The sequence below is a fragment of the Alphaproteobacteria bacterium genome (genome assembly GCA_025800285.1).
Taxonomy (GTDB): Bacteria; Pseudomonadota; Alphaproteobacteria; order JAOXRX01; family JAOXRX01; genus JAOXRX01.
In genome coordinates this window covers 1-15,251 of sequence record JAOXRX010000039.1, presented here as the reverse complement: position 1 = coordinate 15,251, position 15,251 = coordinate 1, and the positions used below count along the sequence as shown (strand labels likewise).

The window sequence follows — 15,251 nt, the reverse complement described above, 5'->3', positions numbered from 1 at the left end:
GTTTTGAACAGACTCTTTTTTTATATAATTAATTACCTTTTTGATATTATTAAAATAATCCAATAGTGCTTTTATTAACCAAATTAGCTTCAGAATGTTGATTGGTTTTTTGATTTATTATAATAATATCATTAGATCTTTTTTGCTCTGAAAAATTAAAGCCATTTGTTGCTTTGTAAATAGCAAAAGCTGATGCAATGCTTGCTCCAGCTAATATCGCATCCCAAGCAACTCTACCTGTGTCTGCTAATAATTTCTTTCTCATGATTTCTCCTTATAAATAAAGATTCATTTTATCATATTTTTTATAAAAAATAAAGAGGGTTTGAATTTTTAAAAAAATAATTGCAAATTTATAAAAATAGAGATAGATTAGAAAATATGAAAATAAAAACTAGATTATATATAGAAAAGCCTTTGAGAGAAAATCTAACTCTTGATATAGTCGCTCCACAATTGCATTTTTTAAAAAATGTTATGAGAATAAAAGAGGGTGATTATATATCTGTGTTTAATGGCAAAGATGGAGAGTATTTAGCTCAAATAACAGAAGTTAAAAACAAGTTTATATTAGCAGAATGTCAAAAGCAGTTAAAAGAGCAAAAATGTTCTTCAAATATTAAGTTATATTTTGGCTCTACTAACAAGCATCGTTTAGCATTTTTAGTAGAAAAAGCTACAGAGCTTGGAGTTTCAGAACTTCAGCCAATTATTACAAGTTTTGGTGATAGTAAATTATTTAAAGAAGATAAAATGAGATTGCAAGTTATTGAGGCTGCAGAACAATGTGAAAGATTAGATGTGCCAAAAGTTCATGATGCTATTAAATTAAGAGATATAAAAGATGATAACTTAATCTTATTTGCTGATGAAAGCAGGGTGGGTGATAATCTTTTTTCTGCTTTATCAAAGATGGGGTCTAATCAAGAGGTTTCTATTATAATAGGCCCTGCGGGAGGATTTTCTGCAGAAGAAAAAGACTTTATAAATAATAAATTAGATAATATAAAAAATATTTCTTTAGGAGATAATATTTTAAGGGTAGAGACCGCTGTTATAATGATACTTTCTTGTCTAGTTGCTAATCAGGCTTATCATTAGAGCTCTTAGTTCATCAATACCATCTTTTTTCTCAGAGGATGTGAATAATACTTCAGGGAAAGCTGCTGGATTCTTCTTGATAGTAGTCTCCGTTTCAAGTTTTAATCTTTCAATTTCTTTGATTCCAACTTTATCTTTTTTTGTAAATACAATAAAATATTGAACTCCGGCTTCATCAAGTATACTCATTAACTGTTTATCGTGATCTTTTAAACCACGACGAGAATCTACTAGAACAAAAGCTCTTTTTAGGTTAGGACGACCTTTAAGATAGTTAACCATAAGTCCATCCCACTCTTTTCTTAGAGATTTAGAAACTTTAGCATAACCATAACCAGGCATGTCTGCTAACATAATCTTGTCTCCAATTTTAAAGAAGTTTATTTGCTGAGTCCTTCCCGGTGTATTTGATGTTCTTGCAAGTTTTTTTTGTCCAACAACTGCATTTATAAGAGATGATTTTCCTACATTTGACTTTCCTGCAAATGCAAACTCTGCTAGTTTTGAATTTATCATGTTTTTTTCAGAAGTTACCCCAGCCATAAACTGAGTTGGCTTTGAGAATTCTTTCCTTGCTTTTGTGACGATACCTTTTTCAAATTCCATGATAAATATTCCTTATAAATTGATTTGATATGTTTGTAGCATATAAAACAGAAAGTTGCAACTTATTATAGTTTGTTACTTTAAATATAGCTTAGATTTACATTAGATTTTTTTAATTTAAGTTTGTATAATATTATGCAAGAATAAAAGAAGACCTTGTATCTTCACAAGGTCTTCTTTAACAATCATATTAAATTGAATAAAAATTCGTTTTAAGCTTTGTTAGCTGATCCGAAAACTTCAATCTTTTGTTTTACGATCTCTTTCATAGCTTCTTTAGCTGGACCACAATATTTTCTTGGGTCAATTTGAGCAGGATCTTTTACAAAAGTTTCTCTGATTGCTCCAGTCATAGCAAATCTTAAGTCTGTATCTGTATTAACTTTTGCAATACCGTGTTTAGCAGCATAAGATAGCATTTCATTTGGAACACCCATAGCTGGAGGAATTTCTCCACCGTTTTCATTACATCTAGCAACTAGTTCTGGATATACAGAAGAAGCTCCGTGCAACACTAATGGGAAGTTTTCTGGTAAAACAGCTCTGATTTCTTCAAGTCTATCAAAAGCTAATTGAGGCTCTGTTGTGAACTTGAATGCACCGTGACTTGTTCCAATAGCGATAGCTAGAGAGTCACAACCTGTTTCTTCAACGAATCTTTTTGCTTCTTCTGGAATTGTATAAGAAGCATCTTCAGCAGATACATTAACATCATCTTCAACACCAGCAAGTCTTCCTAATTCAGCTTCAACAGTAACACCTCTTGCATGAGCATACTCTACAACTTCTTTAGTGATTCTAATGTTTTCTTCTAGTGGGTGATGAGATCCATCAATCATAACTGATTTAAATCCTGCATCTATAACTTTTTTACAAGCTTCAAAGTCTGGACCATGGTCTAGGTGAATAGCTAGAGGAACTGTGCTTGATTTTAGAGCACCTTCCATCATTGCCATTAAGTATTCCATACCAGCATATTTAATAGCACCTGTAGATGCTTGAATAATTGCAGGTGATTGCATTTCTTCACAAGCTTCAACAATAGCTTTAACAGCTTCTAGGTTGTTCGCATTAAATGCTCCGATAGTATAACCTTCTTTTTGAGCTCTTTCGAACATTTCTTTAGTATTTACTAATTGTCTTTCCATTTTAAAATCCTTTTTTTTGTTAAATTAACTCCTATTTTATATAGTATAATTCTATATTATGCAAGCTTTTAATTATATTATAAAAAAATCTTGCAATTTGTTGTAAAAGGTCGTTAAATATAAATATAAGGGGTAGAAAGTGAGGTGGTTGTCATGAGTAAAAAGACAGTAGTAGTTGTTCCTATTTATGAAGAATTATCCAAAGAGGATAAGGTTTCCTTAAAATGCCTAAAGAATAACTTAAAAAAACATGATAAGTATATATTATGCCCTATAAACTTTGATTTAAAGGGGGTTAATACAGCTGGTTTTAAAATAATGAGGCTTTCTCCTGGAAGGTTTAAGACTAGAAAAACAGCTCTTGCAATGCTAATGTCCAAAAAATTCTATTCCTATTTTAAAGATTATGATTATATGCTTTATCATAAGATTGGTAGTGTTGTTTTTGGCGATGATGAAGATTTGGATAAATGGGCTGAAAAAGACTATAGTTATATAGGAGCTCCGTGGTTTAGAAGAAATAAAGAGAATCGCAAATCTGTTATAGGTGGAGTAGGTAAGGGTGCTTTATCTCTTAGAAAAATTGATGAGTTTATAGAAATTTTTGATAGAGAAACAATACACTTGGTTCCTCAGAATAGACAATCTAGAAAGCTATTTTTAGAATGGAGATGGTGGAGTAGATTAAAAAGATATGGTGCTTGGATTCATCTACAAAACATGGTTGGTCGAAAAAGAGCTATTCATAGTTTAATCAGGAAGTTTGATAAGAAAGAGGATATTTTCTGGGCTTTCTTTGCGGTTCAAATTAATCCTAAGTTTAAGCTACCATCTTTTGATGAGGGGTATAAATTCGCTATAGAGAATACTCCATATAGAATTTTCCCTGATACAATTCCTTTTGGAATTACTAGAAAAGCTTGGTTGAGCTCTAATAAATGGGATGATTTGATCGAAGAAAATCTAGCTAAGCATAAGGTTAAAAGAAAACCTAAAGCTAAAATAAAAGAGCCAGAAACTAAGAGTAAAGTTGTAAAAGCTAAAAAGTCAGTTTCAAAGGTTAAGAAAGCGGTTACTAAAAAGAAATCTATTAGGAAAACTGCTTCTAAATAGAGTTTTTAATTCTTTTAACCATTGAGAAAAAGCCATTTCTTCTGTTTACAGATAAATGACCTTCAAGACCTAGTTTAGTAAATACTTCTTCGATGTTTATCTCTTTTGCTTCTTTAGCAGATTTACCATTGTATATCAATAGTAATATTGCAACTAATCCTTTTACTATTGTAGAATCGCTATCTGCTACAAATTCTAAGCTTTCTTTACTTGAGTTTTGGGTCTCTGTTAGCCATACTTGAGATGTGCAACCATCAACTTTTGTCTTGTCGTTTTTTAGTTCTGAGCTCATGTTTGGCAAGCCCTTGCCTAGGTCTATTATGTAGGCATATCTGTCTTCCCAGTCGCTTAATAAAGCAAAGTCATTTTCAATATCTAATAAATTCATGATGGCTATTATATATGTAAACATAAAAAAATCAAGTTAAAACTCTTGACAAAAAAAGGGTTTTAATGTATATACTTTAGTTCATAAAAGAATTTTAGGAGAATTATACAAATGAAAAGAACATTACAGTCTCAAACAAAGAGAAAAATGAAAAGAAAACTAGGCTTCTTCGCTAGAAAAAAAGCTGGTACAGGAGTACTTGCTAAAAGAAGAGCAAAAGGTAGAAAAAAATTAAGTGCTTAAATTAAATAAAAAATTTTCGATAATTAAAAAACGAAAAGATTTTATAGATATATCTAAATCCGATTTGAAATGGGTATGTCCAGCTTTCATTATGCAAATAAAAAAGAAAGAGGGAATTGTTCAGAATAGAATCGGATTTACGGTATCTAAAAAGGTTAGTAAAAAAGCTGTTGTGAGAAATCGCATAAAAAGAAGATTAAGAGCTTTAGCTAAGGAAACTCTTAAAGATAATGTTATAGATGGTGTTGATTTTGTTTTGATAGGAAGAAAAAGCACTCTTGACACAGAATACTCTGATATGTTAAAAAGTATGAAACATTGCTTAAAGAGGTTAAACTTAGAAAAATAATGAAATTTATTTTATTAACACTTATAACGATTTATAAAAAATTGGTGTCACCAGTTTTACCAAGTCATTGTAGATTTACTCCAAGTTGCTCAAATTATGCTGTAGATGCTATAACTGAACATGGATGCAAGACTGGATTAAAATTGATTATAAAAAGGCTAATGAAATGCCACCCTTGGGGCTCTCATGGATTTGATCCCGTCCCTACAAAAGAAGAGTTGAAAAATAGAGGTTTAAAAAAACATGACAGATAATAATAAAAAAGATAAAGAATTAGTTAAAACCGATGATGTAGAACTAAAACCTAAAAATAATTTTATGGTTACTCTTATTTTGTCTATGGTTATACTATTTGCTTATAAGCATTTTGTAGAGAAGCCAAAGCTTGAGGTTATTGAACAAAAGAAGCAAGAGCTTATTGAAAAGCAAAAAGAACAAGATTTAGTTTTGCAAGAGGATATTAACTCTGTTTTTGAAAACATAGATAATAATGCTGGATCAATTAAAATAAATACAGATAAATTGTCAGGAGAAATCTCTTTACAAGGAGCAAAGCTAAGTAATTTAAGTCTTAATAAATATTTTACAGATGTTTCAAAAGAAGAAAATGTTAAACTATTGCAAAAAGGAACCACTCCTTACTTTGTAGAGTATGGTTGGAAATCTAATGATAAGTTAGTTAAATTACCAGGTGTTAATACAGTATGGAGTAGTGATAACGAAGTTCTGGAAGCTAACTCATCAGTTACACTGACTTGGGATAATGGAGAGGGGCTAGTATTTAGTAAAAAGATTACTCTAGATGATAACTATATGTTCAGTGTAGAGCAATCTCTTAAAAATGAAAGCGGTAAAGTTGTTGCTGTTACTCCATATACAAAAATAGTTAAAGAAAAACAAAAGCCAGATCCAAAGAAAAAAGAGAGAGCTACTCAACAGGGAGCTATAGGAAATATAAATGGGATTATATTTGATAAGTCTTATAGAAAATTAAAGAAAGAAAAAACTGTAGAAAATTCAACAGTTGGTGGTTGGTTCGGTTTCACAGATAAATATTGGTTAGTTAGCTCTATCTTTGAAAGTGAAAACAGTATAACTTCTAAATATGATAAAATTAACGGGCACGATGTTTATTTTATAGAGATTGAGTCAGAGCCTCAGTATATAGAAAATTTATCTTCTAAGTCATATAATAGTAAGCTATTCTCTGGTGCTAAAGAGCTTAATCTAATAGATAAATATATGTCTGAACAAGGTATATCTTTGTTTGATAAAACAATTGATTTTGGTTGGTATTACTTTCTAACAAAGCCTTTTTACTATATTTTAAATACAATAGGTGGAATAGTGAATAACTTTGGTATCGCTATATTGATCTTTACAATTATGTTAAGAATAGCTTTATTCCCAATTGCTAACAAATCTTATGCTAGCATGAGCAAGACAAAGAAGATACAACCAAAAGTAAAAGATTTAAAAGATAAGTATGGTCATGATAAGCAAAAACTTCAAATGAAACTTATGGAGCTTTATAAGAAAGAGGGGGTGTCTCCAATGGGTGGTTGTTTGCCGATGTTGATACAGATTCCTATTTTCTTCTCTCTTTATAAAGTGTTATCTATTTCTATTGAAATGAGACAGGCTCCGTTCTTTGGTTGGATACATGATTTGTCAGCTCCAGACCCTACAAATATATTTACATTGTTTGGTTTATTGGAATGGAATCATCCAGCTATATTATCAATTGGTGTTTGGCCATTATTAATGGGTATAACAATGTTTTTACAACAAAAAATTAATCCAAAGCCTGAGGATAAATCTCAAGCTCTTGCTATGGCATTTATGCCAGTGTTGTTTGTATTCATGTTAGGAAGATTTGCTTCTGGATTAGTTATCTATTGGACATTTAGTAATATATTTGCTATTTGTCAGCAAGTGTTCTTTATAAAAACACATGGGCCAAAAAAATAGATTTTTAATATTTTTTATATAATTTTTTAAACCTCAGATTTTATCTGGGGTTTATATTTTTTTACTTGATAATGTTTAATTTTTTATATATTATTGCTTAAATGCTTAAAAGAAAGGAAAAATAGTATGAAAAAAATATTGTCAGTTTTAGCTGTATCATTTTTACTAAGTGGTTGTGCGACTCCTCTAAACTCTATACAAAAATCTGAGCTTAGAGAGTGGAAAGCAGATGGTTTAGAGGTTCAAGAAAAAGACCCTACGGCAGCGGCTTTCTTAGGGCTTTTACCTGGAGGAGGATCTTTCTACACTCGTCAATATGGATATGGTGTTGCTAATTTGCTATTATGGCCTCTTTCTATATTATGGGATCCAATTAATGGAGCTAGAGGTGCAGAAACTCTAAATTATGATACAACTTATTTTGCTATTAGAAGAAGAAATAAATAATAAATTAACTATTTTAATATATAATCCTCTCTGTTAAAGGGAGGATTTTAAAATGAAAAAAGTATTTTTATTAATCTTATTGGGATTAGTTGTTTTATCTAGCAATAGTTTTGCTAGAGTCAGAGTTAACGGTTATTATAGAAGCAATGGAACTTATGTTGCTCCTCATTATCGTAGTAATCCCGATGGCATAAAGTCCAATAACTATAGTTATAGAGGTTATTAATACAAAAAGCTCTGTGTTTCACAGAGCTTTTTATTTTATTAGATTATTTTTAATTTTTATTTATACATTTCTTCAGTAGTTGCATTCTTAATTAAACATTTATAAGGAACAGATACCTCGTACTTAACACAATATGAGACTCCATCTGTAGAGTTCTCTTCTATGCATTCTTGTTTCGGTTTGCCAAATTTTTCTGCATCATTATAGTCTAATTCATGACGACAATATTTGATAGCTTTGGCTTTTGCATTTTTCCAGTTTATGTTAACCTCTTCTGTGGTTTTTTGATGATATCCCAAATATACTTTAGAATCTCCTCCATCCATTAAAAATGTTTCTGTATGAGCTTGAAAGCAAGAACTTAGAGATAGACAAGCTATGGCTAATATAATAAATTTTTTCATGAAATAAACCTCTTTTTATTGTTTCTAATAAAGAAAGTATATTATTAAGTTAAAAAAGTCAACATTTAATGTTTCTCTTGATTTTTGCTATGTTATATTTTATAAGATATGAGGATGACCCTGTAGCTCATCAGGATAGAGCGACAGATTCCTAATCTGTAGGTAGTAGGTTCGAGTCCTATCAGGGTCGCCATTTACAATATTTCTATGGAAAATATTTTTTTATCTAATCTATTTTCTTATATAAATATTGTAAAATTGTGATGTTGTTTGAATGAGAACCTTAAAGGTTCGACAATTGTTCTTCTTTTCACAGGGCAGAGCCCGCATGAAAAGTTAGAAGTTGCAACTTTCACAAGGAGTGGAGCGACTGAATGAAAGAAGTCCTATCAGGGTTGTTATTTAATAAAAAAAGAATAATAAAGCTAGACTTTTTTATGTTAATATACTATAGTGCTGTTTTTAGTAATCAGATTATTGTTAAAAGCTTATTTCTATATGGTTAAAAGTTGTTTACGATTTTAGGATAACTTATATTAACTGTTCATAAGAAAGGAATAAGAATTATGGCAAAAGGAAAAGTAAAGTGGTTTAATAGCACAAAAGGTTATGGTTTTATAGAAACAAAAGATAGTGCAAAAGATGTGTTTATTCACATATCAGCTCTTCAAAAAGCAGGAATGAGAACTTTAGATGAAGGTCAAGATATAGAATTTGATATCGTTGAATCTAAAGGTAGAGAATCAGCTGAAAATATTAAAGCTTAATAACTACAATTATTATTTGTTAAAAACCCTCTGTGTAAAAGCAGGGGTTTTTTTATTTAAAGTTGAAATTTTTATTGTGTTAAATCTATTAAATAGTTTGCTAATATATAATAACTTATTAATAGCTTATGTTTTTATCTCTTGCTTTTGAAGAAATCTTGTAAAAGTTTTGAACTTTGTTCTTTGTATTCTCCGTTATAAATCTTTATTTTGTGATGACAGCTTTTTTGTTCAAAGAATTTAACTCCATTTTTAATTGCTCCGCCTTTTTTATCTTCCGTAGAGAAGTGTAGGCTATTCAATTTAGCTAGAGATATTGCTCCAGCACACATGGTGCAAGGCTCTAAAGATACATATATGTCGCAATCATTTAAATATTTTGATTTCTTTTTTTTGCAAGCTTTGTTTATAGCAATTATTTCGGCATGACATGAAGCATTTTTCTTTTTTTGTACAAGATTGTGAGCTCTGGCAACTATTTTATTTGTTGTCTTATCAACTATAATAGCTCCTACAGGAACTTCATCTTTTTTATAGGCTTTCTTTGCCTCTTTAATTGCTTCAATCATGTAATCCATAAATCGTATTATAAATTAAAACTTGAAAAAAGCTAGAAAAAATGTTAGAAGACTATAAGTTAAATTTTAAAGAAGTTTTATGCTTGTAAGATTCAGGTGTTTAACAAAAATTAGGAGATAAAAAATGGCAGGACATAGTAAATTTAAAAACATTCAACACAGAAAAGGTGCTCAAGATGCAAAAAGAGCTAAAATCTTCGCTAAAATTGCAAGAGAAATAACTGTTGCTGTAAAAGAGGGCGGTTCTCCAGATGCTTCTATGAATCCAAGACTTCGTGGTGCTATTGTAAATGCTAAATCTGCTAATATGCCAAACTCTAGAATTGATAGTGCTATTAAATCTGGTATGCCTGGTCAAGGTGGAGCAGATTATAAAGAAATGAGATATGATGGCTACGGTGTTGCTGGTGTTGGTATTTTGGTTACAGCTCTTACAGATAACAAAAATAGAACTGCTTCTGATGTTAGATCAACATTTACTAAATATGGTGGTAATATGGGAGAAACAGGGGCTCTTGATTTTGCATTCGAAAAAATGGGAGTTATTGTCTATTCTGCAGAAGTGGCTTCTGCAGATGATATTTTTGAAGCTGCTCTTGAAGCTGGTGCAAGTGATGTTATCTCTGAAGGAGAAACTCATGAGATTAGAACTGCAGTTGAAGACTTTACATCTGTTAGAGATGCTCTAGGTGAAAAATATGGAGATGCTTCTGAATCAGAGCTTTCTTATATTCCTAACACATTAACAGAATTAGATGAAAAACAAGCTACATCACTATTAAAATTAATTGATGTTCTTGAGGATAATGATGATGTGCAGAAGGTTTATACTAATGCAGATATTTCAGAAGAAATTTTAGAAAAAATAGTATAGTTTTATACTATATTATTGATAGAAAAGACCTTGCTAAAAGCAAGGTCTTTTTTTTATTTAATTTTTTATTAAGACTATTTTGTATCCTTGACAGCTTTGATAAAATCATCTCTGCTTTTGCTTAAATCAACTATTTCATTTGGATAACAATCATCTATAATTAAATTTCTTTTTATGTAATCTCTGTTTTTGTCAAATTTATTCATTTGAGTTACAGGGTTAAAGACTCTAAAGTATGGATTACAATCGAATCCACTGCCAGCAGACCATTGCCAAGAAAAGCTGTTGATAGCATCATCAGCATCTAATAGAAAGTCTCTGAAATGTGATGCTCCTTCTCTCCAATCTATTCCCATGTTTTTTATTAAAAAAGATGCAACTATCATGCGAGTTCTGCCATGCATATATCCTGTGTTGGTTAGCTCATTCATGGCTGCATCTATAATAGGGTATCCAGTTTTACCTTCTTTCCAAAGTTTCAGCATTTTTTTATCAGGATTCCATTTGTAATTATTCAATGTATTATTTAGATTCTCATTAATAATATGAGGGTTGTAATGATATGTATAGTAATCGAACTCTCTCCATATTAATTCTCTTATGAAATCGCAAGAGTTATCTCGCACTTGATGTAAAATTTGGATAGGGGATATTTCTCCAAAATTTATATGAGGAGAAAGTTTTGATACACAATATTCTCCTAAGAAATCTCTATTATCACCGTAATGTTTTAAGTCATTGTTAATGAAGTTATTGAGTTTTGCCTGTGCAGAATGTTCTCCAGGATTCCAGCTATCCATTATTGTCTTATGCCAATTTAGTGTAGGTAGTAATTTAAGTTCTTCAATAGATTTATTTAAATTGTGCTTTATGAAATTTATTTCTTTAGGAGCATCTAGAGGTTTGCGACACTTGTCTAACAATATAAGTGATTTTTTATAAAAAGGAGTAAATATTTTATATGGAGAATTATCTTTTTTTAGTATATCTTCATAAGAGAAAAGAAAATTAGTATTGTAAGTGTGTATTTCTGCACTTGTACTTATCTTTACTTGTTCGTAAGAGTTCATAAAGATTTTATCAATTTTATATTCTTTAACTATTTTGTTTATTTCTTCTTCTAAGTTTCCTGATATGATAGCTAGGTTATTTTCTAATGATTTTTGAAAAGATATCAAAGAGTGGTGAAGCCAAACTTTACTGGCTTTTCCATAATTTGCTTCGTTGTATATAAAAACTGGTAATATATCTCCAGATTTGCAAGCATTAAATAGTGCTAAATTATCTGATAACCTTAGATCTCTGTTAAAAATAACTAAATTTCTCATGAATATAATCCCTATTTTGATATGGAACCTAGTATAGTTTATTTACTTTTTTAAATCAAATGAATTATAAAATAATAATTATTTATTGACAATAATGCGAATCTGTGTTAGTTTCTACTCAACTTAAATCAATATATTTTAGGTATAACATTAAAAGAAAGGCCCGAGGGTCCCATTAGTCTACGAGTTTCGTTCGCTAATGTTTGCTTTGCTTATACCTTAAATTTAAAGAGTTTAAGGCAGAAAGTTTAAAAAATAAGGAGAAAAACAAATGGCAGTTAAACTTAGATTGGCAAGAGGTGGTAGCAAAAAGAGACCATTTTACTCAATCGTAGCAGCAGATAACAGAGCGCCTAGAGATGGTAGATTCATTGAGAAGATTGGTACATATAACCCAATGCTATCAAAAGAAGACGAAAATAGAGTTGTAATCAACTCTGAAAGAGCTAAATACTGGTTATCAGTTGGAGCTCTTCCAACAGATAGAGTGGCTCTATTCCTAGGTAAAGCAGGTATTGCAGAAATGCCAGCACAAAAAAACAACCCTAATAAAGCTAAGCCAAAAGCTAAAGCTCAAATGAGAGCTGAAGAAAAAGCAGCAGCAGAAGCAGAAGCAAAAGCAGCAGCTGAATCTGAAATTCAAGAAGCAGCAGCTGAAGAAGTAGCTAAAGAAGAAGCAGAAGCTTAATAATTTAAAGGATATTAAAAATGGCTAATGATACTCAAATGTTAATAGGTAAAATTACATCATCACATGGTGTAAGAGGACTTGTTAAAGTTGATTTATATATTGAATCAACAGATATCATTGCTAGCTTAGATTCTGTAAATGATGAAGATGGTAATAAACTTTTTGATATTAAAAGTTTAGTTAAGCATAAGAACTTATATTTAGTTAAGCTTGAAGGAATTGATTCTAGAGATGATAGCGATGCATTAAGAAATACTAAATTGTATTTAGATGAATCTCTATTGCCTAGCTTGAATGAAGATGAGTTTTTTGTATCTGACTTAGAAGGCTTGAAAGTAAAAGATTCTAACAATGAAGATTTCGGTGTTGTTAGAAATGTATTTAACTTTGGAGCGGGTGATGTGTTGGAAATAGTAAGAGATAGTGGTGATTATTACATGCTTACTTTTACTAAAGATACAGTTCCTAATGTTGATATAGAAAATGGATTTGTTCAAATTAATGAAGAGTCAGCAATTAGCAATAAGGGAGAGGTGTTATGCACAAAGTAAATGTATTAACTCTGTTTCCAGAAATGCTTACAGATTATTTTTCAAAAGCTTTAAATGGTAAAGCATTAGAGAAGAATATATGGGCTCTTAACCCTATCAATTTTAGAGACTATGCAGAAGATGTCCACAAAACAGTAGATGATACTCCATATGGAGGCGGTGCTGGAATGGTTATCAAATGTGATGTTCTTGAAAAAGCTATACTAGATAATAATTTGCAAAAAAACAAATTCTACTTTATGTCTCCAAGAGGCAAAAGACTTACTCAAGATAAGGTAAAAGAAATCATTAAAGATGATGAATTTACTATTCTATGTGGAAGGTATGAAGGAGTTGATAATAGAATTATTGAAGCTTATGATATGGAAGAAATCTCAATGGGAGATTTTGTGCTTTCAGGTGGAGAATTGCCAGCTATGGCTATGATCGATGCTTGTGTTAGATTGTTGCCAGGTGTTATGGGAAATTCTGAAACAGCAGGAGAAGAAAGTTTTGAAAATAATCTTTTAGAGTATTCTCATTACACAAAACCAGCTGTTTGGATTGATAACAAAGGTAACGAACACAAAGTTCCAGAGATTTTATTGTCAGGTCATCACAAAAATATAAACAAATACAGAATTGAAGAATCTGAAAAAATTACAAAACAAAATCGTCCAGATATATGGGCAAAACATGAAGAAATTAGGAAAGGATATTAATATGAATATCATTGAAAAATTAAACAAAAAGCACGTTGAAGATCTTAATAAAGATATTCCTGCTTTCTCAGCAGGTGATACTGTTAGAGTTAATGTTAGAATCGTTGAAGGTTCAAGAGAAAGAATACAGGCATTTGAAGGTGTTTGTATAGCTAGAAAAAACAGAGGTTTAAACTCATCTTTCACAGTTAGAAAAATTAGTTCAAACGAAGGTGTTGAAAGAAGATTCCCTCTATATTCTCCAAAAATTGAATCTATTACTCTTGTAAGAGCTGGTGATGTTAGAAGATCTAAACTTTACTACATGAGAGAGCTAAGAGGTAGAGCGGCTAGAATTAAAGAAAGAACTACTGGTAGAAAAGAAGGTAGAACAAAATAATTTTGCTTTAAATCAAGAAGTGCTGACACTTGTGTCCAGCACTTCTTTCTTAAATAAAATTTTTTTAAAAGAAAGTATAAAAAACTCTTTACTAAAAGAAGTTTTTGTTCTATTACTATATAACACAATATAGTAGTAAGTAAATAAGGAGATACAAAATGAAAATTCAAGTTGAAGGTAAACAAATGGATGTTGGGGCATCTTTATCTCAATATGCTAATGATGAGTTAGCAAAAGTTGCTGATAAATATTTCGATCATCCAATTGAAGCTAAAGTAGTTTTCTCAAAAGATAACCACTTTTTCAAGGCAGAGATTCTAATTCATGCAAACAAAGGTATTAATCTTCAAGCTCATGGTAAAGCGGATGAAGCTTATCCAGCTTTTGATGCTTGTCTAGATGTTTTAGAAGGTAGACTAAGAAAGCATAAAAACAGACTTAAAGATCATCACAGAAAACTAGGTGCAGAAGCAAAAGAAGTTATTAACTCTTATATCGTTGAAGCTCCAGTTTCTGAAGAAGAAGGTCATGATGAAGATCATATTATTATTGCTGAAATCGAAAACAGTGTTGAAACAATGTCTGTTGCTGATGCAGCTATGAGATTAGAACTAGCTAACTTAAATGCATTAATGTTCATAAACTCTTCAAATAATAAAATCAATATGGTTTACAGAAGAGAAGATGATAACATTGGTTGGGTAGACCCATCATCAAAATAGGATTTTAATTAAATTTTATTTTTACAAAAAAGCTCCCTCAAGTACTACTATGTACTACACGGGGGCTTTTTCATAATCTAAAATTTTTTAAAATCCTGTTTTGCTTTTCTATGTCATTCTGAACAAAGTTAAGAATCTTTTCACCATGCTATATTATTATATCGTCATTCTGAGTGTAACGAAGAATCTTTTCATGCCTGAGTAATTTTGATTTACATCCAGTAGCACAGTGAGATTCTTCACTACTAGAAAAGTGTGTCCGTTCATAATGACGACAAATAGAAAGTTTGACATTGCTTTAACACAATGAGATTCTTCTTCGCTCTGCTCATCAGAATGACGGGCTTGGGATACGGCAGTGTGTCTTTTCCTTTTCTCGTCATTTTGAGCGACTGCAAGGAGTCGAAAAATCTTTTCACCATGCTATATTATTATATCGTCATTCTGAGTGTAACGAAGAATCTTTTCGAGCTTGTGGAATCTTAATTCAAACTCCGTAGCACAGTGAAATTCCCGCTTTCGCGGAATGACCGAGTATGGATATGGGAATGACGAACAGATAATAAGTTTTTTTGTACTACCTTATATAAAATTATAATCATAAATATGTAAAAGACTTATAATAAGGTATTAAATTTTTATCTTTACATTCTGCTTATAAATT

Annotated in this window: 22 protein-coding genes and 1 tRNA gene; 16 read left to right on the top strand and 7 right to left on the bottom strand. The window is 30.8% G+C overall.

The genetic code is table 11. From position 1 onward, the window contains the following. Positions 1-49 precede the first annotated feature (49 nt). Positions 50-265, bottom strand: coding sequence for a hypothetical protein (locus OIF36_02235; GenBank protein ID MCV6599286.1), 216 nt, complete (start codon positions 263-265; stop codon positions 50-52). Between the two features lie 116 nt (positions 266-381). Here OIF36_02235 and OIF36_02230 point away from each other — a divergent pair, with 116 nt between their 5' ends. Further along, positions 382-1,101 (top strand): 16S rRNA (uracil(1498)-N(3))-methyltransferase, encoded by a 720-nt coding sequence (locus tag OIF36_02230; GenBank protein ID MCV6599285.1) that lies wholly within the window; start codon positions 382-384, stop codon positions 1,099-1,101. Here OIF36_02230 and yihA read toward each other — a convergent pair. Then, entirely contained in the window at positions 1,075-1,707 is a 633-nt protein-coding gene (gene yihA / locus OIF36_02225) for a ribosome biogenesis GTP-binding protein YihA/YsxC (protein MCV6599284.1), read from the bottom strand. The genes OIF36_02230 and yihA overlap by 27 nt on opposite strands. A 212-nt stretch (positions 1,708-1,919) precedes the next feature. Next, entirely contained in the window at positions 1,920-2,855 is a 936-nt protein-coding gene (gene fba, locus OIF36_02220) for a class II fructose-1,6-bisphosphate aldolase (protein MCV6599283.1), read from the bottom strand. Between the two features lie 153 nt (positions 2,856-3,008). On the opposite strand from fba, the gene OIF36_02215 reads away from it, so the two are divergent. Next, positions 3,009-3,968 (top strand): hypothetical protein, encoded by a 960-nt coding sequence (locus OIF36_02215; GenBank protein ID MCV6599282.1) that lies wholly within the window; start codon positions 3,009-3,011, stop codon positions 3,966-3,968. Here OIF36_02215 and OIF36_02210 read toward each other — a convergent pair. Beyond that, positions 3,961-4,356, bottom strand: coding sequence for a SufE family protein (locus OIF36_02210; protein MCV6599281.1), 396 nt, complete (start codon positions 4,354-4,356; stop codon positions 3,961-3,963). The genes OIF36_02215 and OIF36_02210 overlap by 8 nt on opposite strands. Before the next feature lie 111 nt (positions 4,357-4,467). On the opposite strand from OIF36_02210, the gene rpmH reads away from it, so the two are divergent. The 6 genes from rpmH (at position 4,468) to OIF36_02180 (ending at position 7,592) form a co-directional block, all read left to right on the top strand. Then, positions 4,468-4,599: a 50S ribosomal protein L34 gene (gene rpmH / locus OIF36_02205; protein ID MCV6599280.1), complete on the top strand. Its 132-nt coding sequence runs from the start codon at positions 4,468-4,470 to the stop codon at positions 4,597-4,599. Then, entirely contained in the window at positions 4,592-4,948 is a 357-nt protein-coding gene (gene rnpA / locus OIF36_02200) for a ribonuclease P protein component (protein MCV6599279.1), read from the top strand. Before rpmH ends, rnpA begins: the two co-directional genes overlap by 8 nt. Next, on the top strand, positions 4,948-5,202 hold the full coding sequence (yidD, locus tag OIF36_02195; protein ID MCV6599278.1) for a membrane protein insertion efficiency factor YidD: 255 nt from the start codon (positions 4,948-4,950) through the stop codon (positions 5,200-5,202). The genes rnpA and yidD overlap by 1 nt, the downstream gene beginning before the upstream one ends. Further along, the gene (gene yidC, locus OIF36_02190) at positions 5,192-6,919 is read left to right on the top strand and encodes a membrane protein insertase YidC (protein MCV6599277.1); all 1,728 of its coding nucleotides are present in this window, start codon (positions 5,192-5,194) and stop codon (positions 6,917-6,919) included. The genes yidD and yidC overlap by 11 nt, the downstream gene beginning before the upstream one ends. A 126-nt stretch (positions 6,920-7,045) precedes the next feature. Continuing rightward, positions 7,046-7,366 (top strand): hypothetical protein, encoded by a 321-nt coding sequence (locus tag OIF36_02185; protein ID MCV6599276.1) that lies wholly within the window; start codon positions 7,046-7,048, stop codon positions 7,364-7,366. A gap of 52 nt (positions 7,367-7,418) precedes the next feature. After that, positions 7,419-7,592 (top strand): hypothetical protein, encoded by a 174-nt coding sequence (locus tag OIF36_02180; protein MCV6599275.1) that lies wholly within the window; start codon positions 7,419-7,421, stop codon positions 7,590-7,592. A gap of 56 nt (positions 7,593-7,648) precedes the next feature. Here the strand turns inward: OIF36_02180 and yecR are convergent, their stop codons facing one another. Then, a complete protein-coding gene (gene yecR / locus OIF36_02175) occupies positions 7,649-7,996 on the bottom strand; it encodes a YecR family lipoprotein (protein MCV6599274.1) in 348 nt (115 codons plus the stop codon). Between the two features lie 116 nt (positions 7,997-8,112). Here yecR and OIF36_02170 point away from each other — a divergent pair. Both OIF36_02170 and OIF36_02165 read left to right on the top strand, forming a co-directional pair. After that, positions 8,113-8,189, top strand: a tRNA-Arg gene (locus OIF36_02170). A gap of 373 nt (positions 8,190-8,562) precedes the next feature. Then, complete coding sequence (locus OIF36_02165; protein MCV6599273.1) at positions 8,563-8,763, top strand: cold-shock protein; 201 nt, start codon at positions 8,563-8,565, stop codon at positions 8,761-8,763. Between the two features lie 134 nt (positions 8,764-8,897). On the opposite strand, the gene OIF36_02160 is transcribed toward OIF36_02165, so the two are convergent. Continuing rightward, on the bottom strand, positions 8,898-9,341 hold the full coding sequence (locus OIF36_02160; GenBank protein MCV6599272.1) for a nucleoside deaminase: 444 nt from the start codon (positions 9,339-9,341) through the stop codon (positions 8,898-8,900). A gap of 124 nt (positions 9,342-9,465) precedes the next feature. Here OIF36_02160 and OIF36_02155 point away from each other — a divergent pair, with 124 nt between their 5' ends. Further along, positions 9,466-10,215: a YebC/PmpR family DNA-binding transcriptional regulator gene (locus tag OIF36_02155; GenBank protein ID MCV6599271.1), complete on the top strand. Its 750-nt coding sequence runs from the start codon at positions 9,466-9,468 to the stop codon at positions 10,213-10,215. A gap of 74 nt (positions 10,216-10,289) precedes the next feature. Here the strand turns inward: OIF36_02155 and OIF36_02150 are convergent, their stop codons facing one another. Continuing rightward, the gene (locus OIF36_02150; protein MCV6599270.1) at positions 10,290-11,543 is read right to left on the bottom strand and encodes a DNA photolyase family protein; all 1,254 of its coding nucleotides are present in this window, start codon (positions 11,541-11,543) and stop codon (positions 10,290-10,292) included. A 271-nt stretch (positions 11,544-11,814) separates the two neighbouring features. Here OIF36_02150 and rpsP point away from each other — a divergent pair, with 271 nt between their 5' ends. The 5 genes from rpsP to raiA all read left to right on the top strand — a co-directional run bounded on the left by rpsP (position 11,815) and on the right by raiA (position 14,587). After that, complete coding sequence (gene rpsP / locus OIF36_02145) at positions 11,815-12,231, top strand: 30S ribosomal protein S16 (protein MCV6599269.1); 417 nt, start codon at positions 11,815-11,817, stop codon at positions 12,229-12,231. 20 nt (positions 12,232-12,251) lie between these two features. Then, complete coding sequence (gene rimM, locus OIF36_02140) at positions 12,252-12,785, top strand: ribosome maturation factor RimM (GenBank protein ID MCV6599268.1); 534 nt, start codon at positions 12,252-12,254, stop codon at positions 12,783-12,785. Continuing rightward, positions 12,773-13,486, top strand: a complete 714-nt coding sequence (trmD, locus tag OIF36_02135; protein ID MCV6599267.1) for a tRNA (guanosine(37)-N1)-methyltransferase TrmD — start codon at positions 12,773-12,775, stop codon at positions 13,484-13,486. Before rimM ends, trmD begins: the two co-directional genes overlap by 13 nt. 1 nt (position 13,487) lies before the next feature. Beyond that, a complete protein-coding gene (gene rplS / locus OIF36_02130; protein MCV6599266.1) occupies positions 13,488-13,865 on the top strand; it encodes a 50S ribosomal protein L19 in 378 nt (125 codons plus the stop codon). A gap of 158 nt (positions 13,866-14,023) precedes the next feature. Further along, positions 14,024-14,587 carry a ribosome-associated translation inhibitor RaiA gene (raiA, locus tag OIF36_02125; GenBank protein ID MCV6599265.1) on the top strand — a complete coding sequence of 188 codons (564 nt, stop codon included), beginning with the start codon at positions 14,024-14,026 and terminating at the stop codon, positions 14,585-14,587. Positions 14,588-15,251 lie beyond the last annotated feature (664 nt).